Origin of the sequence: Veillonella parvula (genome assembly GCF_042850485.1) — a bacterium.
GTDB classification, from domain to species: Bacteria; Bacillota; Negativicutes; order Veillonellales; family Veillonellaceae; genus Veillonella; species Veillonella parvula_Q.
The window spans coordinates 1,126,925-1,150,834 of record NZ_AP031417.1 but is presented as its reverse complement, the minus strand read 5'-3'; the positions used below and the strand labels follow the sequence as shown (position 1 = coordinate 1,150,834).

General features: G+C 37.1%; 23 protein-coding genes and 1 other annotated feature. Of the genes, 22 read left to right on the top strand and 1 reads right to left on the bottom strand.

Features of this window, described 5'->3' with window-relative positions:
- The first annotated feature begins 60 nt into the window (after nucleotides 1-60).
- From ACGHIY_RS05115 to ACGHIY_RS05085, 7 genes are all read left to right on the top strand, one after another.
- Nucleotides 61-1,317, top strand: coding sequence for a diaminopimelate decarboxylase (locus ACGHIY_RS05115; RefSeq protein WP_004696038.1), 1,257 nt, complete (start codon nucleotides 61-63; stop codon nucleotides 1,315-1,317).
- A gap of 294 nt (nucleotides 1,318-1,611) precedes the next feature.
- Nucleotides 1,612-2,355 (top strand): Fe-S cluster assembly ATPase SufC, encoded by a 744-nt coding sequence (sufC, locus tag ACGHIY_RS05110; protein ID WP_004696035.1) that lies wholly within the window; start codon nucleotides 1,612-1,614, stop codon nucleotides 2,353-2,355.
- 8 nt (nucleotides 2,356-2,363) lie between these two features.
- Nucleotides 2,364-3,773, top strand: coding sequence for a Fe-S cluster assembly protein SufB (gene sufB, locus ACGHIY_RS05105; protein WP_004696034.1), 1,410 nt, complete (start codon nucleotides 2,364-2,366; stop codon nucleotides 3,771-3,773).
- A 9-nt stretch (nucleotides 3,774-3,782) separates the two neighbouring features.
- Nucleotides 3,783-4,829: a SufD family Fe-S cluster assembly protein gene (locus ACGHIY_RS05100; RefSeq protein ID WP_004696032.1), complete on the top strand. Its 1,047-nt coding sequence runs from the start codon at nucleotides 3,783-3,785 to the stop codon at nucleotides 4,827-4,829.
- 12 nt (nucleotides 4,830-4,841) lie between these two features.
- Nucleotides 4,842-6,071, top strand: coding sequence for a SufS family cysteine desulfurase (locus ACGHIY_RS05095; RefSeq protein ID WP_004696029.1), 1,230 nt, complete (start codon nucleotides 4,842-4,844; stop codon nucleotides 6,069-6,071).
- Nucleotides 6,072-6,085: 14 nt separating this feature from the next.
- The gene (sufU, locus tag ACGHIY_RS05090) at nucleotides 6,086-6,511 is read left to right on the top strand and encodes a Fe-S cluster assembly sulfur transfer protein SufU (protein WP_004696027.1); all 426 of its coding nucleotides are present in this window, start codon (nucleotides 6,086-6,088) and stop codon (nucleotides 6,509-6,511) included.
- Nucleotide 6,512: 1 nt separating this feature from the next.
- Nucleotides 6,513-7,196 carry an HAD hydrolase-like protein gene (locus ACGHIY_RS05085; protein ID WP_012864448.1) on the top strand — a complete coding sequence of 228 codons (684 nt, stop codon included), beginning with the start codon at nucleotides 6,513-6,515 and terminating at the stop codon, nucleotides 7,194-7,196.
- 80 nt (nucleotides 7,197-7,276) lie between these two features.
- On the opposite strand, the gene ACGHIY_RS05080 is transcribed toward ACGHIY_RS05085, so the two are convergent.
- A complete protein-coding gene (locus tag ACGHIY_RS05080) occupies nucleotides 7,277-7,783 on the bottom strand; it encodes an S-adenosylmethionine decarboxylase family protein (protein WP_004696023.1) in 507 nt (168 codons plus the stop codon).
- A 213-nt stretch (nucleotides 7,784-7,996) separates the two neighbouring features.
- On the opposite strand from ACGHIY_RS05080, the gene ACGHIY_RS05075 reads away from it, so the two are divergent.
- From ACGHIY_RS05075 to secG, 15 genes are all read left to right on the top strand, one after another.
- A complete protein-coding gene (locus ACGHIY_RS05075; protein WP_004696020.1) occupies nucleotides 7,997-8,476 on the top strand; it encodes a CtsR family transcriptional regulator in 480 nt (159 codons plus the stop codon).
- Nucleotides 8,477-8,482: 6 nt separating this feature from the next.
- The gene (locus tag ACGHIY_RS05070; RefSeq protein ID WP_077708473.1) at nucleotides 8,483-9,022 is read left to right on the top strand and encodes a UvrB/UvrC motif-containing protein; all 540 of its coding nucleotides are present in this window, start codon (nucleotides 8,483-8,485) and stop codon (nucleotides 9,020-9,022) included.
- 9 nt (nucleotides 9,023-9,031) lie between these two features.
- A complete protein-coding gene (locus ACGHIY_RS05065) occupies nucleotides 9,032-10,093 on the top strand; it encodes a protein arginine kinase (RefSeq protein ID WP_021148220.1) in 1,062 nt (353 codons plus the stop codon).
- Between the two features lie 234 nt (nucleotides 10,094-10,327).
- Nucleotides 10,328-12,775, top strand: a complete 2,448-nt coding sequence (locus ACGHIY_RS05060; RefSeq protein WP_123137907.1) for an ATP-dependent Clp protease ATP-binding subunit — start codon at nucleotides 10,328-10,330, stop codon at nucleotides 12,773-12,775.
- Between the two features lie 163 nt (nucleotides 12,776-12,938).
- Nucleotides 12,939-14,312, top strand: coding sequence for a DNA repair protein RadA (radA, locus tag ACGHIY_RS05055; RefSeq protein ID WP_101928328.1), 1,374 nt, complete (start codon nucleotides 12,939-12,941; stop codon nucleotides 14,310-14,312).
- A 15-nt stretch (nucleotides 14,313-14,327) separates the two neighbouring features.
- Nucleotides 14,328-15,479: a PIN/TRAM domain-containing protein gene (locus ACGHIY_RS05050; RefSeq protein ID WP_390525321.1), complete on the top strand. Its 1,152-nt coding sequence runs from the start codon at nucleotides 14,328-14,330 to the stop codon at nucleotides 15,477-15,479.
- Complete coding sequence (ispD, locus tag ACGHIY_RS05045; RefSeq protein WP_008714035.1) at nucleotides 15,463-16,638, top strand: 2-C-methyl-D-erythritol 4-phosphate cytidylyltransferase; 1,176 nt, start codon at nucleotides 15,463-15,465, stop codon at nucleotides 16,636-16,638. The genes ACGHIY_RS05050 and ispD overlap by 17 nt, the downstream gene beginning before the upstream one ends.
- 2 nt (nucleotides 16,639-16,640) lie before the next feature.
- Nucleotides 16,641-18,110: a glutamate--tRNA ligase gene (gene gltX / locus ACGHIY_RS05040; protein ID WP_008714033.1), complete on the top strand. Its 1,470-nt coding sequence runs from the start codon at nucleotides 16,641-16,643 to the stop codon at nucleotides 18,108-18,110.
- A gap of 136 nt (nucleotides 18,111-18,246) precedes the next feature.
- A complete protein-coding gene (locus ACGHIY_RS05035; RefSeq protein WP_229055774.1) occupies nucleotides 18,247-19,200 on the top strand; it encodes a bile acid:sodium symporter family protein in 954 nt (317 codons plus the stop codon).
- A gap of 240 nt (nucleotides 19,201-19,440) precedes the next feature.
- Nucleotides 19,441-19,647 (top strand) — a binding site (T-box leader).
- Between the two features lie 49 nt (nucleotides 19,648-19,696).
- Nucleotides 19,697-21,145, top strand: coding sequence for a cysteine--tRNA ligase (gene cysS, locus ACGHIY_RS05030; protein WP_270278686.1), 1,449 nt, complete (start codon nucleotides 19,697-19,699; stop codon nucleotides 21,143-21,145).
- A complete protein-coding gene (locus ACGHIY_RS05025; RefSeq protein ID WP_101928324.1) occupies nucleotides 21,135-21,611 on the top strand; it encodes a Mini-ribonuclease 3 in 477 nt (158 codons plus the stop codon). Before cysS ends, ACGHIY_RS05025 begins: the two co-directional genes overlap by 11 nt.
- Nucleotide 21,612: 1 nt before the next feature.
- Nucleotides 21,613-22,344 (top strand): 23S rRNA (guanosine(2251)-2'-O)-methyltransferase RlmB, encoded by a 732-nt coding sequence (gene rlmB / locus ACGHIY_RS05020; RefSeq protein ID WP_004695997.1) that lies wholly within the window; start codon nucleotides 21,613-21,615, stop codon nucleotides 22,342-22,344.
- Between the two features lie 2 nt (nucleotides 22,345-22,346).
- Entirely contained in the window at nucleotides 22,347-22,880 is a 534-nt protein-coding gene (locus tag ACGHIY_RS05015; RefSeq protein WP_004695995.1) for an NYN domain-containing protein, read from the top strand.
- Between the two features lie 73 nt (nucleotides 22,881-22,953).
- Nucleotides 22,954-23,628 carry an RNA polymerase sporulation sigma factor SigH gene (gene sigH / locus ACGHIY_RS05010; RefSeq protein WP_004695993.1) on the top strand — a complete coding sequence of 225 codons (675 nt, stop codon included), beginning with the start codon at nucleotides 22,954-22,956 and terminating at the stop codon, nucleotides 23,626-23,628.
- Nucleotides 23,629-23,633: 5 nt separating this feature from the next.
- Nucleotides 23,634-23,870, top strand: coding sequence for a preprotein translocase subunit SecG (gene secG / locus ACGHIY_RS05005; RefSeq protein WP_004695991.1), 237 nt, complete (start codon nucleotides 23,634-23,636; stop codon nucleotides 23,868-23,870).
- Nucleotides 23,871-23,910 lie beyond the last annotated feature (40 nt).

Here is a 23,910-nt window from a genome sequence, read left to right as displayed (position 1 = left end):
GGAAATTAGAATAAAAGACTCATCGGCTGATGAGTCTTTTATTTATGTAGAAAGGTTATCATGAACAAAAAAACAGTTCCATTCACGTCAGAACAATTAGAAAATATTATTGCTCAGTATCCAACTCCATTCCATATTTATGATGAAGAAGGAATTATTGAGAATATGAAATCTTTCATTAATGCATTCTCTTGGAATAAGGGATTTAAGCAATATTTTGCAGTTAAAGCAACTCCAAATCCGTATATCATGCGTTTGTTACAAAAGCTTGGGGTTGGCGCAGACTGTTCTTCCTTAGCGGAACTACTTTTATGTGAAAAAGTGGGTATTACGGGCCATGATATTATGTTCACATCTAATGACACACCGTATGTGGAGTATAAAAAGGCACTTGAAATGGGTGCAATCATCAATCTTGATGATATTACACATATCGAATATTTAGAAAAAAATCATGGCTCTTTGCCAGATACATTCTGCGTGCGTTATAATCCGGGTTCTTTAAAGGAAGGGGGCAATACAATTATTGGTCTTCCTGAAGAAGCTAAATATGGTATGACACGCGAACAAATATTTGAAGCGTATAAACAATTACAAGCTAAAGGTGTAAAACACTTTGGTATTCATACAATGGTTGTTTCTAACGAACTTGATATTGACGGTTTAGTTGGTACAGCAGAGCTTTGCTTTAATCTTGCTGTAGATATTAAAAAAGAACTTGGTATCACTATTGAATTTATTGATTTAGGTGGAGGTGTAGGTGTAGCTTATAAACCAGAACAAACACCAGTAGACTTCCGCGTATTAAGCAAGGGTGTAGAAGAAGCGTATAATCGGATTTTAGTAGCTAATGGACTTAATGATGTAGCATTGGCTTATGAATGTGGGCGTATGGTAACAGGTCCATTTGGTTACCTTGTTTCTACTGCTATTCATAAAAAAGATATTTATCGTCATTACATCGGTTTAGATGCTTGTATGGCAAATCTTATGCGTCCGGCGTTGTATGGCTCTTATCATCATATTACCGTAATGGGGAAAGAAAATGCTCCCAAGGATCATGTATATGATGTAACAGGCTCCTTATGTGAAAATAATGATAAATTTGCTATTCAACGAGAGCTGCCAAAAATTGATATTGGAGATCGTGTCATCATTCACGATGCTGGTGCACATGGACATTCTATGGGTTTCAATTATAATGGTAAATTACGTTCTGCAGAGTTATTGCTACATAAAGATGGCTCTGTTACACAAATTCGTCGTGCTGAAACATATGATGATTTATTTGGAACTCTTGATTTTTCAAATCTATAATTTAATATTGAGAATCGAATAGGATGAGAATTAATATTAATAAAAACCTATCAATATATGTAATACTTGATATTCTTTTAATTCCTGTATATTTTAGTAGGAATATCTTGCTATCATTTAGATAAGAATGTATAATGAGTGTAGATTGTTATGCACATACTTGCTAAGTTGGCGAGAATTACGGCGGTATTCACGTTAGTGCGTACCGCCTTTTTATATGTGTCAGTATATACGTTTTATATATAATGAGTGTATGTTTCTTATGGTTACATACAAATAAAAGGAGTGAACATTTTGGCTGAATTACTTCAGATAAAAGATTTAAAGGTATCTGTTGAAGAGAAACAAATCTTGAAAGGTATTGATTTAACAATTAATAAAGGTGAAATTCATGTTGTGATGGGGACAAATGGTGCTGGTAAATCTACACTTGCTAATGCAATCATGGGTAATTCTACATATACAGTAGATAGTGGTTCTATCATTTTTGATGGTAAGGATATTACGGAAGATGCAGTAAACGATCGTGCAAAAGCGGGTATTTTTATGTCCTTCCAAAATCCAATTTCTATTCCTGGTATTACTGTAGAAAACTTCATTCGTACAGCTAAATCCACAATTACTGGTGAAAATGTACGTGCATTATCTTTCAAAAAAGAATTGAAAGAAAAAATGGATGAATTGTCCTTTGATTTATCTTATGCGCAACGTTATGTAAATGAAGGCTTCTCTGGTGGTGAACGCAAGAAGAATGAAATTCTTCAAATGTCCATTTTGAATCCTAAATTGGCTATTCTTGATGAAACTGATTCTGGTCTTGACGTAGATGCGGTTCGTATCGTATCTGAAGGTGTACAACGTTTCCATAACGAAGAAAATGCTGTATTAATCATTACTCATCATAACCAAATCTTGCAAAAACTAAAACCAGACTATGTTCATGTGTTGATCAATGGCAAGATTGTTAAAACTGGTGATGCTTCTCTTGTACGTGAAATCGAAGAAAAAGGTTATGACGCATACAAAGCATTAGCATAGGAGGCATAATGGAAGAAAGAAAGAAAACCCAAGTCGCGGATATGGACCGTGGCGTCTATGATATAAAGAACGAATTTGAATATTCTTATATCTCTGATGCCGGTTTAACAGAAGATATTATCCGTGAGATTTGGTCTAATAAAAATGAACCAGAATGGATGCTCGATTTCCGCTTAAAGTCTTTGGAAATCTATAATCGCATGGGCATTCCGAATTGGATTCCTGATATCTCGGGCTTAGATATGGCAAATATTCATACATATGTTAAGCCTAAAGTAGATATGAAAGAAAACTGGGATGAAGTTCCAGAAGAAATTAAAAGTACTTTTGACCGCTTAGGTATTCCAGAAGCGGAAAAAACATCTCTAGCTGGTGTTGGTGCTCAATATGATTCTGAAGTTGTTTACCACAGTATTCAAGAAGATCTTGTTAAGCAAGGTGTTATCTATACTGATATCGAAACAGCATTACATGAACATGAAGAAATCGTAAAAAAATACTGGATGACATTAATTCCACCTACAGACCATAAATGGGCTGCTCTTCACGGTGCCGTTTGGTCTGGTGGTTCCTTCGTATACGTTCCTGCAGGTGTACAAGTAGAGATTCCATTGCAATCTTACTTCCGTTTGAATGCACCAGGTGCTGGTCAGTTCGAACATACGATGATTATCGTAGAAGAAGGCGCTAAATTGCACTTTATCGAAGGTTGTTCTGCTCCTAAGTATGATGTGTCTAACCTTCATGCAGGCGCTGTTGAACTGTTCGTTAAAGATAATGCTACATTGCGTTATTCTACAATTGAAAACTGGTCTAAAAACATGTACAACCTTAACACAAAACGTTGTGTTGTAGGTAAAAATGGTACAATTGAGTGGGTATCTGGTTCCTTTGGTTCCAAAGTTTCTTGTTTGTACCCAATGAGTATTCTCAACGGTGAAGGTGCACATGCTGAATTTACAGGTGTAACATTCGCTGGTGAAGGACAATTCCTCGATACAGGTTGTAAAGTGGTACATAATGCACCATATACAACAAGTAATGTAAACTCTAAATCCATTTCTAAATCCGGTGGCGCTGCAATTTATCGTGGTCTTTTGAAGATTGGCCCTAAAGCTGAACATTCCAAAGCAACAGTTTCTTGTGAATCTTTGATGCTTGATGCTGAGTCTCAATCTGATACAATTCCGGCTATTATCGTAGAAAATGACAACGTGGATTTAGGTCATGAAGCTAAAATCGGTCGTATTTCCGACGAAGCAATTTTCTATCTTATGACTCGTGGTATTAGCGAAGAAGAAGCTCGTGCGATGCTAGTTCGTGGTTTCGTAGAGCCAATCTCTAAAGAATTGCCACTTGAATATGCAGTAGAAATGAACAATCTAATCAATCTTGAATTAGAAGGTTCTATCGGTTAAGGAGGAATTATGAGCGAATTACTATTTAATGAACTCCCTAGACCGACATTCAGATGGTTGCGCGTTAATCATACTGTAAGCTCTCTAGCTGGAGAAGATACAGCGGTACAATCCATCGCTGTGGAAGCTAATAAAGATATACTTTCACCATTACCTGTTGGTACAGCATTACTAGATGGTAATTATGAAGGTGCTAATAAAGAAGCTGTTCATGTATTAGTTGAAAAAGCGGAAGGCTATGCTATCAATGTGCCTCCTAAGGCGAAAGAAGTTGTAGGCATCCGCATTGATGCTAATGCTCGTGTGGCAAACCGTTTCCAATTTATCGTTGGTGAAGGTGCTGAGCTAGAAGTACAATTCTATGTAACTGGTTCTGGCGATGCATTGACAAATGTTAGCTATTTAAACGAATACGATGTGAAAGAAGCTGGTAAGGTTGTAGTAAAAAAGGTAAATCTTTTGCCTGAACATGTACAACATATCGAGCATCGATACACTAAATTAGAAGAAAAAGCAGATGTAGAATACATCAATATTGAAATTGGTGGCAGTGAAAACATATTGAATTACTATCATGATTTAGTAGGTCAAGAATCCCGTATGGTTCATGACATTGCTTATCTTGGTAATAAAGAGCAAAAATTTGATATTTCTATGGTTATGAGTCATGGTGGTAAAAAATCATTTAGTGATATTCATACCTTAGGTGCTCTTAGTGGCAATTCTAAAAAATCCTTCAGAGGGACCCTTGATTTCCTTAATGGAGCAACAGCTTCTGAAGGTGCGGAAGAAGATACTTGCTTATTGTTAGATCCAACTGTAAAATCTGTTTCTTTACCACTTTTATTGTGTAAAGAAGATAATGTAGTTGGTAATCATGCAGCAAGTGCAGGCCAAATTGATCATAATAAATTGTTCTATATCATGAGCCGTGGCTTTAGTGAGGTAGAGGCAAAACATATCATTGTTGAATCTATGATTCGACCTATTATTGATCGCATTGGTGATGAAACGATTGAAGAAGCAGCGTTAGCAGCTGTACGTAATAAAATTTAAAGAGGCGTTTTTATGAGACCAATTGCAGAAGCATACAAAGACTTTCCTATATTACATAAAGAGCATAATGGGCATCGTGTTATCTATTTAGATAGCGGTGCTACTGCTCAAATTCCACAGTCCGTAATTGACCGTGTTGTGGAACATATGACACAACGTAATGGTAACCCACATCGTGGTTCTCATATTTTAGCCATTGAAGCATCTGAAGACTATGAAAATGCACGGGATCGCGTAGTTGAATTTATCAATGCTCGCGAACGCGAAGAGGTTATATTTACACGTAATAGTACGGAGTCAATGAACTTGATTGCCCACAGCTATGGCCTTCATAATGTGAAAAAAGGTGACAAGATTGTCATTACTGTTGCTGAACATCATGCGAATCTTGTAACATGGCAATATGTGGCAGAACAGACGGGGGCAACCTTAGAATACATGTATCTTGATGAACATGGGCACTTAAAAGATGGTGAAATCAATAAAATTGATGAAAAGACTAAAATTGTTGCTTTCGCTCATGTTAGTAACGTGCTTGGTATGGAATTCCCAGTAAAAGAATTAACTGAGAAGGCTCACTCTGTAGGTGCTATTGTTGTTCTAGACGGTGCTCAATCTACACCTCATAAAAAAATTGACGTACAAGCATTGGATTGCGATTTCTTCGTATTCTCTGGCCATAAAATGTGTGCATCTCAAGGGATTGGTGTACTATACGGTAAACGTGATTTATTAGAAACTATGCCTCCATTCCTATTGGGTGGCGATATGATTGAGTATGTAAAAGAACAAACTGCTACATTCAATGAGCTTCCATATAAGTTTGAGGCAGGTACTCCAAATGCTGATGGTGCTGTTTCCTTGCATGCAGCTATTGATTATTTGGAATCCTTTGGAATGGATGCTATAGAAGCCTATGAAGAGGAGTTAGTAGCTTATATTCTTCCTAAGATTGTTGAATTGCCACATGTCCATGTTATTGGTTCTCAAAATCCTAAGGAAAAACATGGCGTTATTGCGTTCACTGTAGATGATGTACATCCTCATGACGTAGCTACGATTTTGGATTCTAAGGGAATCTGCGTTCGTTCCGGTCACCATTGTGCACAACCATTAGGTGCGTTCTACAATGTATCTGCATCTACTCGTTTAAGTATGTACTTATACACTCGCAAGGAAGATTTAGACGCATTCCTTGAAGTATTAAAGACTGTTCGTTCAGTAATGGGTTTTAAAGATTAGGAGAGTTACCACTAATGGAAATGGATCAATTATATACGGAACTTATTTTGGAACATAACCAAGATAAACGTAATAAGCATGAATTATCTGAATTTACAAATTCTGAACATGGACATAACCCTAGTTGTGGTGATGATCTAACATTACAACTCAATGTAGTAGATGGTATCATTAAAGATGCTGCATATACAGGTTCTGGTTGTGCTATTAGCCAAGCATCTGCATCTATGATGATTGATATCATTAAAGGCAAATCTGTTGAAGAAGCGCTTCGTTTGGTAGAAATTTTCTTAGGTATGATTAAAAAAGAAATTACCGATGAAAATGAGTTAGAAGAATTGGAAGATGCTATGGCATTACAAAATATTTCTAATATGCCAGCACGTGTGAAATGTGCAGTTCTTGCATGGCATACATTGAAAGAGGCTTTAAAGAAATAATATGAAGAAAACGATATTATTTGATTTAGATGGAACCTTAACTGACTCTCAAGAAGGTATTCTTAAAAGCATTAAATTTGCATTGGAACATTTCGGTTATACTGTACCTGATGAAGAAACATTACAATTGTTCTTAGGACCACCATTGGTAGATGCTTTTCAAGAATATTGTGGTCTGACCTTTGAGCAAGCGGAAGAAACATACTTTAAATTCCGTGAACGTTATGGTACCATTGGTAAATTTGAAAATAAAGTATATCCGAATATTGTAGACTTATTGGCTAAATGCAAAACTGAACAATATACTATAGCTGTAGCTACTGCAAAACCAGAACATTATGCTAAAGATATTCTTGATCACTTTGAATTGACACCATACTTTGATGTTATTGTTGGTGCTAATTACGAAGCGGGATTGTTACACAAAAAAGAAATTCTTGAAAAAGCTCTCACGCTATGTGGCAACCCATTAACTGATGAAAATGGTCGTCGATTGACATTCATGGTTGGAGATCGTAAGTACGATGTAGAAGCAGCTAATGAACTTGGCTGTATCTCCATCGGTGTTACCTATGGTTACGGTACGGAATCTGAGTTAAAAGAAGCGGATGCCGAATATATCTGTGATGATGTTGATGAGATTGCTGATGTTCTCAATCTTGAAGAAATGATGGTTCGTAGATAAGCTATATAAATAGAATTACATATCAACCAAAATTAAAAGCTAGAGGAAATCCTCTAGCTTTTTTGCATCTTCATTTTATGTTATTTTTTTAGGCCACTCTTTTTAGCTAATGTTTTGATAACCTTAGCACTTTGTTTTTTCAACTTGCCCCCTGTTTGTTTGAGTTGGATACGTGTACGAGAAACACGACCAAGTGTAGTAATCTTAGTTTTTCGACGTGGCTTCATATCACGTTCGTTACCAAAGTCGCCACGTTGCACACTTGTTGCCTTTACTTTTTCAGCTCTAAAAGATTTACGTAAGGCTTTCATAATTAATGTAAGCGGTAATGTTTGCTCGAAGGAATATAAATCAACTGCTACATAACCAAGTGCAGGATATGTGTGCAATGTAAAGTGAAAACCTGGTGCGACAGAAAGGAGGGCGATTTCCTCATCCATAACCTGACAACTGATTTCATCAACATCAAGTTCAGCTAAGTCAAATGCGGTTGCTACACTTTCTTGTACAGCTGTAGCGGATGAAATTGCGTCTTCATCGCAGGAATATAAATCAATTAACAGTTCTTGTCCTAATGCTTCTGCCATAACAACACCTTCCTTCAGAAAATAATATCTCATTTATTATACATAGATTTAAGGATTAAGTCCAATTATATGAGAATACATTAAAAGTCAAACGTTATTTTTATGAAATTTGACTTTTATATTGACTAAAGTCAAAAAGTCAAATATAATAGAATTATGCTAAAGAACAAATAGTCAAAACTATAGTAAATAAACTTTAAAGGGGTGTTTTTTATGAGTATGATAGCTGATAAAATAGAAAAATTTATATTAGACCGTATGCGTGAAGAACAAGAAAAGCTAATTTTAAAGCGTAATGAATTGGCTGATGAATTAGATTGTGCGCCATCCCAAATTAGTTACGTATTAAGTACGCGTTTTTCTAATGAGCGCGGTTTCGATGTTGAGTCAAGACGTGGCTTGGGTGGATATATTCGAATCAAAAAAATTAACCCAGAAAGTTCAGATTCTTTACCTGCTGTTACAACTTATCGGATTTATGAAGGTCCAAATACGGTAGAACGATTAATTGATATGCGAGATGTAGATCAATCATTATTTCAATTATTACAATCTGAAAAGATTACCCGTCGTGAAGCTCAATTGATGCATAATTCTTTTGCTACATTAATTGAAAATGTAGACGTAGAAGAACGTAATGATGCTGTTCGTCAATTATATGCATCAATGGTGGACACTTTGCGGAAGGAGTGATGATTTGTGTTATGTGATCATTGCCATAAAAATGAAGCTACTATCCATATGACTAATATCATAAATAATCAAAAGACTGAGCAACATCTTTGCAGTACTTGTGCCACCGAGTTACAACAAGCTGGGAAATTATCTCCTTATAGTTCTTTTATGAATGATATGTGGGATAATAACTTTTTTACTAATGATTTTTTTAAGAATATGGTGTATCCAGATAACTTATTAAAAGCTCATCAATCTAAGAGATGCCCTCAGTGTGGTATTACTTATGATGAATTCAATCGGGTAGGTAAGTTTGGCTGTGGTCAATGTTATGAGACTTTTAATAGTGAAATAAATCCATTATTAGAACGAATACAAGGTAGTTCTGAGTATGAAGGGACTATACCTAGTCGTGGTACTAATGTTTTTAAAGCAAAGTATGAAGTAAAGCAATTGCGCCGTCAATTAGATACAGCTATTCAAGCTGAAAACTTTGAAGAAGCTGCAATTTTGAGAGATAAAATTAAAAATCTAGAAGTTATCATTGATGGTGATAACGAATAGGAGGTTCTTATGTTAGATACTATATTGGACTCTCCGCTAAGTCAGTGGCTGTGTCAGGATACAGAGGCGACAGACCACATTGTAATTTCAAGCCGTATACGATTGGCGAGAAATTTTGATGATATATTGTTTACGAATCGTGAAGATACAGTTTCCTTAGAAAAAGTGAATACAATCTCTCGAGGCCTATTGCCAATATTAAAAAAGGCTGATGAGCACCAATATACAAATATTAGCCTTGAGCAATTAAGTCAATGTGAACGTGCTGTCTTAGTTGAAAAGCATTTAATGAGTCCTGCTTTAGAGGAACAATTACCGTATCGTAATTTGATCGTATCTGATGATGCTTCTATCGCAATTATGGTAAATGAAGAAGATCATTTACGTATTCAATCTATGGCTCCAGGACTTAAATTGCAACAAGCTTATAATCATGCGGTTCAAATTGATAAAGCTATCGAAGCAAAATACCCTTATGCCTTTGATGAGCGATTTGGTTATTTAACTGCTTGCCCCACTAATGTGGGTACAGGTTTACGGGCCTCTGTTATGTTACATTTACCCGCATTGACGTTATCTGGTCGTATTACGAGACTCATTCGTAACATAATACAACTAGGTTACTCTGTACGAGGGTTGTATGGGGAAGGTTCCGAAGCTTTAGGTTGTATTTACCAGATTTCTAATCAACGAACGATGGGTATTAGTGAAGAAGCAACTATTGAGCAATTGATTAAAATCGTAGAAGGAATTATTGCAGAAGAACGAAAGTCTCGGCAATCTTTATTACACAACGATAAAGAAGGTTTGGAAGATATACTTTGGCGATCCTATGGAATTTTACAATATGCACGACGTGTAAGCGGTAAAGAGGCACTTAGTAAGCTTAGCGACATTCAATTAGGTGTAGATTTAGAAATATTACCATTCTGGGGTAAAGATACTTTTAATGAGCTTGTTGCTATAACTAGACCAAACTTCCTCTCTAAATACTTAGGTAGTGAAAATTTGACAGATACCGATCGCGACAGCTATCGTGCAAAGGTGATACGTCAAAAACTTTCAAATTAATATAAATACATAAATAATTAATGCATGATTATTTATTTTGTATAGATTGATTTATATAATTTTCTTAGTTTACCGTTAAGAGATTTGTAAAAAATAGTAAATATTAATACTAGATAGCATAATAGATTAATAGAGTTTAATAATATTTTTGATATTCCAATGGTTATTTCACCATTGTTTATATATATTTGAAAAGAAATAATTACAATTTACATAGATAGATGAGGTGATATTATGATGCAACGGTTTACAGACGATGCACAGCGTGTTCTTTCGTTAGCTCAAGAGGCTGCTTTGGAGTTAGGACATGACTATGTTGGTACTGAACACGTACTCATTGGCCTTACAAAGGTTAAAAATGGTGTAGCAGCTAAAGCTTTAGAAGAGCTTGGCCTTGTTACAGAAGATATTTTTGAAGCTGTAGAAGAACATGTAGGACGTGGTAATAAAAAGGCAACGTCAATATATATGACACCTCGCGTTAAACATGTACTTGAGCTTGCCATTCAAGTAGCAAATCAAATGAATCACAATTACGTTGGTACTGAGCATATTCTATTGGGCCTACTTAGCGATGGTAGCGGTGTTGCAGTTGCTATTTTACGAGCTATGAATATACGTAGTAATGATGTAGTAGAAGCAATTCGTAGTATTCTTGGCTCGAATAAAGGTAGCAATAATGGTGGTCAAGAGGGAATAAATAGCAATAATGATTTAGGTGAGCTGTCAGATTTTGCAACTGATCTTAATGAGTCTGCTAAACAAGGTAAGATTGATCCTGTTATTGGCCGCGATACGGAGATTCAACGAGTCATTCAAATTCTCAGCCGTAGAACTAAAAATAATCCTGTTCTTATTGGTGAACCAGGTGTAGGTAAAACAGCTATTGCCGAAGGCTTGGCACAGCGTATTGTGACTGATAATGTACCGGAGATTTTACGTAATAAACGCATTATTTCTCTTAGTATTGGTTCTATGTTAGCGGGTGCCAAGTACCGTGGTGAATTTGAAGAACGGTTGAAAAAAGCCATTGATGAAGTACAACAACATGATGATATGATTATCTTTATAGATGAAATTCATACATTGGTTGGGGCAGGTGCTACTGAAGGCGCTATGGATGCAGCTAATATCTTAAAGCCTGCTTTGGCACGAGGTGAATTCCAAGTTATCGGTGCCACAACACTTGATGAATATAAGAAATATATAGAAAAAGATGCTGCTTTAGAGCGTCGTTTTCAACCCGTTCAAGTAGGAGAGCCTAACGAAGAGGATGCTCTTGAAATTTTAAAGGGATTAAGAGATCGGTATGAAGCTTTCCATAAGGCTAAGATTACAGATGAGGCATTAACAGCAGCTGTGTCTTTATCTAGCCGATATATTACAGATCGATTCTTACCTGATAAGGCTATCGATGTAGTCGATGAAGCTGCATCTAAGGTTCGTATGAAAGTATTTTCTTCAGCACCTGATGTTAAAGCATTAGAGGATCGCCTCAATACAGTTAAGAAAGAAAAAGAAGCTGCGGTTACGTCTCAAGATTTCGAAAAGGCTGCAAAGCTTCGCGATGAAGAACAATTACTATTAAAAGAAATTGGTGATAAAAAATCTATTGCTAAAGAAAAAAGCGATCAAAAGTTAATAGTAACAGAGGAAGACATAGCTGCTGTAGTAGCGCAATGGACAGGCATTCCAGTGGCTAAAATTGCAGAAGAAGAGTCTGCAACCTTACTACATTTGGAAGAAGAACTTCATAAACGCGTAGTAGGTCAAGATGAGGCTGTTACTGCTGTAGCTAAAGCTGTACGCCGTGCAAGGGCTGGATTAAAAGACCCAAAACGGCCTATTGGTTCATTCTTGTTCCTTGGGCCAACTGGTGTAGGGAAAACTGAGCTAGCAAGAGCGCTTGCATCCTCCTTGTTCGGCGATGAATCTGCTATGATTCGACTTGATATGTCTGAATATATGGAAAAACATACTGTGTCTCGCTTAGTCGGTGCCCCTCCAGGTTACGTAGGCTATGAAGAAGGTGGACAATTAACAGATGCGGTACGTCGCAAACCATATAGCGTTATCCTCCTCGATGAAGTGGAAAAGGCACATGCAGATTTCTTTAATATTTTGTTACAAGTTCTTGATGATGGTCGTCTTACTGATAGTCAAGGAAGAACTGTAGATTTCAGAAATACAGTTATTATTATGACAAGTAACTTAGGTGCTAAAGCTTTACATAAAAACTCTCCAGAACTTGGTTTCTTAGCGGCTAAAAAATCTGATTTCAATGTAGATGAAAATAAAGAAATTGAGTTTAAAGAGGCTAAGAAGTCAGTAATGGATGCGGTGAAACGTCATTTTAGACCTGAGTTTTTAAACCGTATTGATGAAATGATTGTATTCCATCCATTAACAGAAGAGGACTTAAAAGAAATTGTAACTATCTTGATGAGTGATGTTACAAAACGCCTTGAAGCGCGTGATTTACAATTAGAAATCTCTCCTGAGGCTATGCATTTACTTGTTAAGGAGGGCTCTGATTTCACAATGGGGGCTCGACCATTAAAACGTGCTATTCAACGTTTAATTGAGGACCCAGTGTCCGATCTTATTTTGAAAGGAGATGCAAAAGAAGGTAAAATTATTAAAGCAGATGCAAAGGATAACGATCTTGTTGTATCAATATGATAAAAATACAAATTATACAGTTGATGACTACCTTTCATATAAAAAATATAAGTTAAATGGTATACTATAGAATGATGATAGTTAACCATGTAGTAAAATTATGCATAAAAGGTCATGAATGGTTATCATTCATGACCTTTCTTTTTAAATGTATTGAGGTGTTATGGCAAAAGCAAAATCTGTATTCTTTTGTCAAAATTGTGGGGCTGAATCCTCTAAGTGGATGGGCCGTTGTCCACAATGTGGAGAATGGAATACATTAGTTGAAGAAATAATTAAAGAAACTAAACATAGTCGAACACCTTCTCGAGGTGTTGGAAATCAAACGGCGAAGCCTACCGCCTTGCCAGATATCGAAATTTCTTCTATTGCACGCGTATCTACAACCTTTGGTGAAATTGATCGTGTATTAGGTGGTGGCATAGTGCCTGGTGCTCTAATGCTTTTAGGTGGTGATCCTGGTATTGGTAAATCTACTCTGTTACTACAAGTATCCCAGAAGATAGCCGATACAGTAGGAGCAGTTCTTTATGCATCTGGTGAAGAGTCTCAGTTACAACTTAAACTTCGAGCAGAACGACTGCATATTAATAGTGAACGGTTACAAGTTATTGCAGATACTGATCTAGATCATATATTGGAGCAAGCTGAAGCAATGACTCCTTCCTTACTAGTCATTGACTCTATACAAACTATGTATACTGGAGATATAGATGCTGCGCCAGGCAGTGTTAGTCAAGTTCGTGAATGCACATCTCGTCTACTTCGCTTCTGTAAAGAACGAAATATACCTACTGTAATCATTGGTCATGTAACAAAGGAAGGCAATATTGCAGGGCCTCGTATGTTAGAGCATATGGTAGATGTAGTGCTTTACTTTGAAGGGGAGCGTTCTTATCAATTCCGTATATTACGGTCCATTAAAAACCGTTTTGGTTCTACATCAGAAACAGGTATTTTTGCCATGGTAGAGGAAGGGTTACAGGAATTGTCCAATCCATCTGCTTCTCTCTTGGCAGAGCGTTCCGATGAAGAAAGTGGCAGTGCTGTTATGATTTACCTCGAAGGGGTTCGGCCCATCTTAGTAGAGGTACAAAGCTTGGTCGTTACTACGGCCTTTGGTATGCCTAGACGTACGGCGATTGGTTATGATCTTAACCGATTAATTGTATTATTAGCAGTCTTAGAAAAACGCTGTAGCTTTACATTAGGTAATAAAGACGTGTATGTAAATGTCATCGGTGGTCTCAAGGTAAATGAACCTGCTTGTGATTTATCTATGGCGGTTGCCATTGTGTCAAATCTGAAAAATCGAATCGTTCCAACAGATATGGTAATTTTAGGTGAAGTAGGCTTAACTGGTAATGTTCGCAGTATTCCTCGCATTGAACAGCGTATAAATGAAGCCAAGAAATTAGGTTTTAAAAAGTTTATTATTCCTGAAGGCAACTATAAACAAATCAAGGATAATGATAGTTCTATCAAAATTAGAGGTGTCAAATCTATACAAGAGGCGATGCAGCTCGTATTTTCATAATTAGGGGGTGATTTCATGATTTATCGGATTTTACGCTATGTAATAGCCATTTTAGTAGGTACAGCAGCCTACGTGGGAATGGATAGCTTAGCACCTATTATTGACCCATATTTGGTTTCTCAATTTGAATCTTTTGGGGACATGTCATTAACAATTGCACGTATTGCAGTATTAATCGTAGGTACTCTATTAGGCCTTGTTATTGGTTATCTGATTTCATCATTTATTCTGAAACAAGGTTTAGTAATTGCTAAAAGATTAGAGCGTATTCTTACTCATATTCCAAATCAAGAATTGATTGCAGGCACCATCGGTTTATTATTCGGCCTTATTATTGCAAATCTAATTGGTGTTGCATTCAATCAAGTACCTATTATAGGACCTTATATTCCTATAATTTTGAGTGCTATTTTTGGATATAGTGGACTTAAAATCATGGCTCGTAAAGGCCCCGAAATGTACAATAATTACGTACAACAATGGGGAGGAGATAGGACTAAAAAAACAAGTCGTTTTAAAATGTTTTCAACTCATAAATTAGATAAATCCTCTAGTACGCCAAAATTACTAGATACTTCAGTTATCATTGACGGTCGTATCAAAGAACTATGTGCTACGGGCTTCATTGAAGGCCCTCTTATGGTGCCACTATTTGTATTAAATGAGTTACAGGTAATTTCTGACTCTGCGGATGCTACGAAACGCAACCGTGGCCGACGTGGCCTTGATATTTTGAAGGATATGCAAGATGCCAATAAGGTAGCTATAGAAGTTGTTGAAGATGATTATGATGATCTTGTAGAGGTTGATTCAAAACTTATGCGACTTGCTTTAGATAAGCAATGGAAATTGATGACTAATGACTTTAACTTGAATAAGGTGGCTCGTGTACAGGGGATTGAAGTGCTTAACCTCAATGAATTGGCAAATGTATTAAAACCTGCTCTAATCGCTGGAGAATGGATTCGCGTTCAAATCATGAAAGAAGGTAAGGAAGTACACCAAGGTGTGGCTTATCTCGACGATGGCACGATGATTGTCGTAGAGGATGGTAAGCCTTATGTTGGTCAAAATGTAGAGGTTATGGTTACATCCATATTACAAACGAGTGCAGGACGGATGATTTTTGCTCGTGTAGATGGAGGACAAAATGGGCAAGGCAATTAGTTGTATCGTTCTCGCTGCAGGTGCTGGTCGCCGTATGGGATATAAAGAAAATAAGATATTTATTCCTTTAGGGGGATATTCTATTATTCAACGTACCATACAGAATGTAGAAAAGATTGAAGGTTTAAAAGAAATTATTCTTGTTGTAGCTGAAGGCGAACAAGAATATATGTCTAACCATATTCAAGGGTTGGATTTGCATATTCCTGTAAAGATAGTGCTTGGTGGAAGAGAACGTCAAGATTCTGTGGCTTATGGGCTCAAAGCTGTATCAGAAGATAGTAATATTGTGCTAGTTCATGATGGAGCGCGTCCATTAGCATCAACGAAACTGTTTGATTCTGTTGTTAGGGCCGCAATAGAATATGGAGCTGCTACTGTAGGTGTCCCTGCTACGGATACGATTAAACGAGTTGATACAGAGCATACTGTAATAGAAACATTAAAACGCAGTGAATTATACCAAATTCAAACGCCACAAGGCTTTCAAAAAGATCTATTTAAAGAGGCCCATCAAAAGGCTTATGATGAAAAATATTTAGGCACTGATGATGTGTCCCTCGTTGAGCATTTAGGGCAGCCTGTACATATAGTAAGTGGAGACTATTGTAATATTAAGGTGACCACTCCTAATGATATTGCAGTAGCAAAACGATATTTAGGAATTGAGGATAAGCGTATGCGCGTTGGATTTGGTTATGATATTCATCAATTAAAAGCAGGTCGTCCTTGTATCTTAGGTGGTGTTCATATCGAATCTGGCCTTGGCCCTGATGGACACTCCGATGCGGATGTTCTCATTCATGCCTTGATGGATGCCATGCTAGGCGCCGCTGGTTTACGGGATATTGGATACTATTTTCCACCTGAAGATGACCAGTATAAAGGGATTTCTAGCATGCTTTTACTAGAAAAAGTAAATTTCTTATTGAAAGAACGTGGGTTACAAGCCTATAATATTGATATTATGGTTATTTCTGAGACACCTAAATTAAAACCTCACATCGATATGATGAAGGCTAATTTACAGTCTATATTAGAGATACCATTAGATCGCATTAGTATTAAAGCGACAACAAATGAAATGCTAGGGGCTATTGGGCGCCGTGAAGGCATTGCTGCACAAGCTGTCGTTTCTGTATATGAAGGAGAGATTTAATCATGAGTTCCATGAAAGTTCGTTTTGCTCCAAGCCCTACGGGTCCATTCCATATTGGTGGTGCTCGTTCTGCTTTATTTAACTGGTTATTAGCACGTAAGGAAAAAGGCACATTTGTATTGCGCATTGAAGATACAGATTTAGCTCGTTCTACACGTGAAAGTGAAGAGAATATTAAAGCTTCCTTACAATGGCTTGGCATGAACTGGGATGAAGGCATTGATGTGGGTGGTAATAATGGTCCTTACCGTCAAACAGAACGTCTTGATTTATATAAAGAAGTAACACAACGCTTATTGGATGAAGGTAAAGCTTATGAGTGTTATTGCACACCTGAAGAGTTAGATGCGGTGCGTCAAGATCAAATGGATCGTGGGGAAACACCAAAATACAACGGTCATTGTGAACACTTAGATGAAGAGACAAAGGCTAAATACATTGCTGAAGGTCGTAAACCTACAATTCGTTTGCGTGTACCGTTGAATAAAACATACGCTTTTGATGATATGGTACGTGGGCATGTATCCTTTGAATCTAATGGCGTTGGTGATTTTGTAATTGTAAAATCTGATGGCATTCCTGTATATAACTTTGCTGTAGTAATGGACGATCATATGATGGGGATCACTCACGTTATTCGTGCAGAGGAACATTTATCTAATACACCTCGTCAAATGGCTATTTATGAAGCTTTAGGTTGGGAGGTCCCTAAGTTTGGTCATATTTCCTTGATTCTTGGTAAAGACTACAAGAAAATGTCTAAACGTCATGGTGCTACTTCTGTTGAACAATACAAACAATTAGGGTACTTGCCAGAAGCACTTGTAAACTTCTTGGCACTTCTTGGTTGGGCTCCTGAAGGTGAAGAAGAATTCTTCACACAAGATGAATTAATTCAGGCTTTCTCTATGGATCGGGTAGCGAAAAATCCTGCTGTGTTTGATATTGATAAATTGAACCATATAAATTTCCACTACATGAAGAATTTGAGTGATGAAGAGTTATTCCACCTTTGTTTACCGCATTTGAAAGAGGTTGGTTTAGCTCCAGATAGCTTGAATCAAGCTGATATTGATTGGTTGACATTATTATGCTCTACATTCCGTGATCATATTAGCTATGGTGCTCAAATTAAAGATCATGTAGGATTGTTTATGGGCGAAACAGTATTCCTTGAAGAGGGGCATGAAGAGGAGTTGCGTGCTGTATTGAATGAAGAAACAGCTCCAACAGTTCTCGGCGCTTTCCGGAATGCATTGGCTGAACTTGATGAAATTACACCTGAAGTTGTAAAAGCAACAATCAAGGCCGTAATGAAAGAAACCTCTTTAAAAGGTAAATTCGTATTTATGCCAATTCGTGTAGCTTTAACAGGTCAAATGCATGGCCCGGATTTGAATAATATTGTTACATTACTTGGTAAAGAAAAGTGCTTACATCGTTTAGATAATGTAGGTGCATTAACAAAATAAATTTGATCAATTAATCAAAGGAGTTCACGTAACAGGTGTTATGTGAACTCCTTTTGTATATGTTGTTAATATTCTATAGAAATGCTATAATAATCGGCGTATTAAATTTTGATTTATTATGAAAGCGAGTGTTTTTATGAGTGTTATTCGTTCTATTAATCACTTATTCAATAGTTATCTATCCTGGATAGTACTATTGATGGCTGTTTTAGCATATATGCTACCTGCAGTATTTTCTTGGATGACTCCTTATATTGCTTACATGCTACAGTTTGTTATGTTTGCGATGGGGTTAACATTAACGGCTCAAGTCTTTATTGATGTATTTAAGCAACCAATGAAGGTTATTCTCGTATCCGTAATCCAATTCTTATGGATGCCATTGGCAGGTTTCTTAGTAGCCTTAGCATTTAATTTTCCTCCAGAAGTTGGGATTGGTTTTATCTTGTTGGGTGCATGTCCTGGTGGTACTGCTTCTAATGTAATGACCTTCCTTGCAAATGGTAATGTTCCCTTATCCGTATCAGCAACAACTGTATCCACATTATTGGCACCTATTTTAACGCCTTTATTTGTCGTATTATATGCAGGTGCAACATCTTCTATTGAAATTCAATTTATGCCAATGTTTATATCTATTGTAAAAATCGTGTTAGTACCAATTATTTTGGGGATTGTATTGAATTACTTTATTGGCGCAAAAATTGAACCTGTAAAATCTGTATGTCCAACCATTGCAGCTATCGCGGTATTGCTTATCTTGGCAGCTGTAACTGCAGTTAACCAAAAGCAAATTGCCGAAACCGGTTTCATTATTTTTGTAGCGTGTTTAGTACAAAATTTGAGTGGTTATGTTGTGACATACTTTGTATGTAAAGCTCTCAGTATTGATGTGTCTTCTCGTCGTGCTATGCAAATCGAAGTGGCTATGCAAAATTCTGCATTATCCGTATCTTTAGCACTAAAACACTTTACACCACAAGCTGCGGTAGCAGGTGCAGTATTCTCCATCATTCATAACTTTACAGGATCTATTTTTGCAGGTATTTGCCGTAAACATGATGATCAAGATAAATTAGAAAATGCTTAATATTAATTGATTTGATGTAATGACATTATTATTACTTGTGTGCTATAAAAGCTATTGTTATGAATGATAATAGTAATTTAATATTCTGATTATATATCCTCATCTTTCTAATTAAGCTATTTAAAATACCGATGTATGATATGTGAATAGCTGCCTATGGAAGATGGGGGTTTTTCTTGTAAATATTGACATTCTATAGCTTTATTGGTAAAATATTTTTATATATAAATATAGATTATTTTAATAGCTGAGACTGAAAGAAGTACTCTACAACTAACTTTTTAGCGAGAACCGATGGTGGGAGGGTTCATGGATAGGTAGATGAAATGCATTCACGAGCTGACACTCCGATTATAGGTAGGTTTGTCCGGCGACGCACCGTTATGCGATGAGTGGGTATCGCTATTGGTACCTAACAGAGTGGAACCGCGGACCATCGTCTCTGTATGAGATGAGAGGTCTTTTTTATTTTACAAAATTGGAGGCATCGGTAACGATGAGAGAAATTACTGTTTATAATACTATGACGCGCCAAAAAGAGGTTTTTAATCCTGTAACACCAGGTGAGGCAAAAATGTACGTATGTGGTGTCACACCATACAATCATCCTCATATTGGCAATGCTCGTCCTTTCGTGACTTGGGACGTAATTCGTCGCTATATGAAACATGTAGGCTATAAAGTAACATATGTACAAAACTTTACTGATGTGGATGATAAAATCATCAACACTTCTAATGGTGAAGGTGTCTCTTGGGATACCATTGCAAACCGTTATATCGATAGTTATTTTGAAGTAATGGATGTGTTAGGTGTACAACGTGCAGACATTTATCCACGTGTATCTACACATATTGATGATATCATTGCTATGATTCAAACATTGATTGACAAGGGCTACGCCTATGAACTCGATGGCGATGTATATTATAGTGTGGAGAAATTTGAACATTACGGTGAGTTATCTGGTCGTACATTAGACGATATGGAAGCAGGCGCACGTATTGAAGTAGATGGTCGTAAGAAGAATCCTATGGACTTTGCTTTGTGGAAAGCAGCAAAACCTGGTGAACCTTATTGGGAAAGCCCATGGGGGAATGGTCGTCCAGGGTGGCACATTGAATGTTCTGCTATGAGCCAAAAATATTTAGGCACAGAATTTGACTTCCACGGTGGTGGTAGCGATTTGATTTTCCCTCATCATGAAAATGAAATTGCTCAATCTGAAGGCTGTTCTGGACAACATCCAGCAGTTCGTTACTGGTTGCACAATGGCTTTATTACGATCAACTCTGAAAAAATGTCTAAGTCCTTGAATAATTTCTTCTTGGTAAAAGATATTTTAGAACAATATAGTCCTGATGCATTGCGTTACTTCTTATTGAGCACGCATTACCGTAGTCCATTAGACTTCTCTGATGAGCGTCTAGAAGAAGCTAATAAATCTTTGGAACGGTTAAGCACAGCTATTGAAAACCTTCTTTACCTTGAAAAATGTGAGCCAGGCTCATGTGATGAAGCTCAACGCTTATTAGAAAAAGCGAAAGCATACGAAGAAGAATTTGAGGATGCTATGAGTGATGATTTCAACACTGCTTTAGCAACTTCTAGTATGTTCGGTCTTGCAAAAGAAATTAATATCTACTATCAAGCTGTAACAAGTAGAGAAGGCGTTGTTTGCCAAGAGGCAATTGCTGAAGTGAAACGAATCTTCAAATTTATGACAGATGTTATTGGTGTTCTTGAAAAAGCTTGGGAAGGCAATACGGGTGCTAATGCTGCTGAATATGAAGAATTAATGCAAGTTATTCTTTCTGTACGTCAAGCTTGTCGCGAGCAAAAACAATGGGCATTAGCTGATTGTATCCGCGATCGATTAGCTGAGATTGGTATTACCATTGAGGACTCTCCTCAAGGTGCACGGTGGAAAAAACGTGAAGTTTAAACAATTTCAATTCTTAAAGAATGAAGCGATAAAGAAACTAACGGCTCTTGAAGAAGAGCCGCTTCGTTTGCGCAAACGAACAATAGAGGAGTGCCTAAGTGCCGATGCAGTTATGCTAGCTTATATCGGTGATGCAGTATACTCCATGTATGTGCGCGAACGCGTAGTACAAATGAATATTACAAAAGTACAGATCTTACATACTATCGTTACTGAATTTATTTGTGCTAAATCACAGGCAAAAGTATTGCTAGAAATAGAAAATACTTTCACAGAAGATGAACAAGCTATTGCACGCCGTGCTAGAAATAGTAATGTAAACGTGCCTAAAAGTAGTACTGTTCAAGAATATCGCAGTAGTACGGCCTTTGAAGCAGTACTAGGATTTCTTTATGAAACGCGCCAAGATGAGCGCTTACAGCATATCTTGGGGCAAGCCTTTTCTATAACTCTACGAGGTATGTAGTATGGATAATTATATTGTAGGTCGCAATGCGGTTAAAGAAGCCCTTAAAAGTGGCCGTTCTATTCAACGTATTCTGGTCAGTGAAGATAAGGTAAAAACAGGGTTAGCTGATATTGTAAATCTTGCTAAATCTCAAGGTATTGAAGTTAGACCAACACCAGTTAAACAGATGAATAAGTACGATTTAGAGGTACCACATCAAGGGGTTATAGCTCTTGTATCGGCCGTTCAATTTAAAGAATTGGGCGAGGTATTACAAGAAACGACACATGAGGTTCCTTTACTCATCTTAACGGATGGGGTTGAAGACCCACATAATATGGGAGCTATCATTCGTACTGCTGAATGTGCGGGAGCTACGGCTGTACTCATTCCTAAACGACATAATGCGCCTATTAATGCTACTGTTGCAAAGACATCTGCTGGAGCTATTGAACAAATTCCACTTGTACAAATTGGCAATGTAGTGCAAACCATTAAACAACTTCAAAAACAAGGATTTTGGGTAATGGGGGCTCATATGGAAGGTGATCGTACCTTGTATGAAGCAGATATGACAATTCCTACGGTTATAGTCATTGGTAATGAAGGTAAGGGGATTAGTCGCGTTGTAAAAGAAGCTTGTGATTTCCTTGTAACAATTCCTATGTATGGAAATTTGAATTCTTTGAATGCATCTGTTGCAGCTGCAGTTCTTATGTATGAGGCGGTACGTCAACGCCAGGCGAAATAATCATGCTAAAAGATATTTTAATTGTAGACGGCTATAATGTTATTTTTGCTTGGACTCATTTGAAAAAATTGGCTCATGAGTCTTTAGAACATGCGAGAATGGAGCTTCGAGATAGATTGTTGAACTATGGTAAATTTAAGGGTTACGAAGTAATCCTTGTATTTGATGGTAAGTATACAAAATCTGGAGGTTCCATTGAATCTATTACAAGTGGATTTATCGAAGTGTATACTGAGGATGGAGAAACGGCGGATTCCTTTATTGAACGAGAGGTATTTTTACGTAAAGGCAAATATACTAATGTATATGTTGTAACCTCCGATGGGGCAGAACAGAATCAAATTCTAGGCTCTGGCGGGTTGCGCATTCCTGCTCGTGAGTTGCAAAATATGATTCGTATAGCTAAGGAAGAAGAACGACTTCAATATGCTCATGAACATAGACGTGATCAATTTTCAGTGCGTCGTAATGAAGTGGGAGGTTTATTATCTCCTGAAGTTGCTGAAAAGCTTGAGAAATTGCGTCGAGGTCATTGATAGTTGAAAATCATATACCGTTCCAGTATAATAAATATATTGGTTTTTCTCGCTCAATTGTAAGGAGGAGCTTATGAAAATGATTCATACACGCAAGTCCGATTACAATTTCAAGGAAATGACCGATGAGCAAGTTGTGGTCATAGCTCAGGAAGAGCAAAATGAGTTTGCAATCGATTATATTGTTAATAAATATAAGAACTTTGTAAGAGCTAAGGCTCGCTCCTATTTTTTGGTAGGTGCCGACCGAGAGGATATCATCCAAGAAGGGATGATTGGACTCTATAAGGCGACGCGAGATTTTAAACATGATAAATTAGCGTCTTTTAGAGCTTTTGCAGAACTTTGTATAACTAGACAAATTATTACAGCTATTAAATCGGCTACAAGACAAAAACATGCGCCTTTGAACTCCTATATATCCTTAAATAAACCGGTGTATACAGAGGACTCTGAGCGTACATTGATTGAAATGCTATCTTCAACAAAGATTACAAATCCTGAAGACCTCATTATCAGTCAAGAGGAACTAGATGATATTGAGCACAATATTGGTCATATTTTAAGTGATCTCGAATGGGAAGTCTTGGAAGGATACCTTGATGGACGTTCCTATCAAGAAATGGCTGAGGTCACAGATCGTAGTGTTAAATCTATTGATAATGCGCTACAAAGGGTAAAACGTAAATTAGAGAAGTATTTAGAACATCGTGTATTGGGCTCGCATCGAGCATCACAGGAAGGATGACAGTCGTGACAAATTTCTTAATGATTGTAGAAGTAATCGTATCTATTTTATTAATTGTAGTAGTTGTTGCACAAAATAGCAAAAATGCAGGCATGGGCGGTGCTGTTTCTGGTGCGGCAGACTCTTCTTTTGGTGGTAAGCAACGCGGTTTAGATGCTTTCTTATCTAAATGTACGATTATATTGGGGATTATCTTTGCTGTGTTGAGCTTAGTGTTAGGGGCAATGATTAATCAATTCTAATGATGAAAGCCTGCTTTGCAGGCTTTTTCTTTTTTCATCC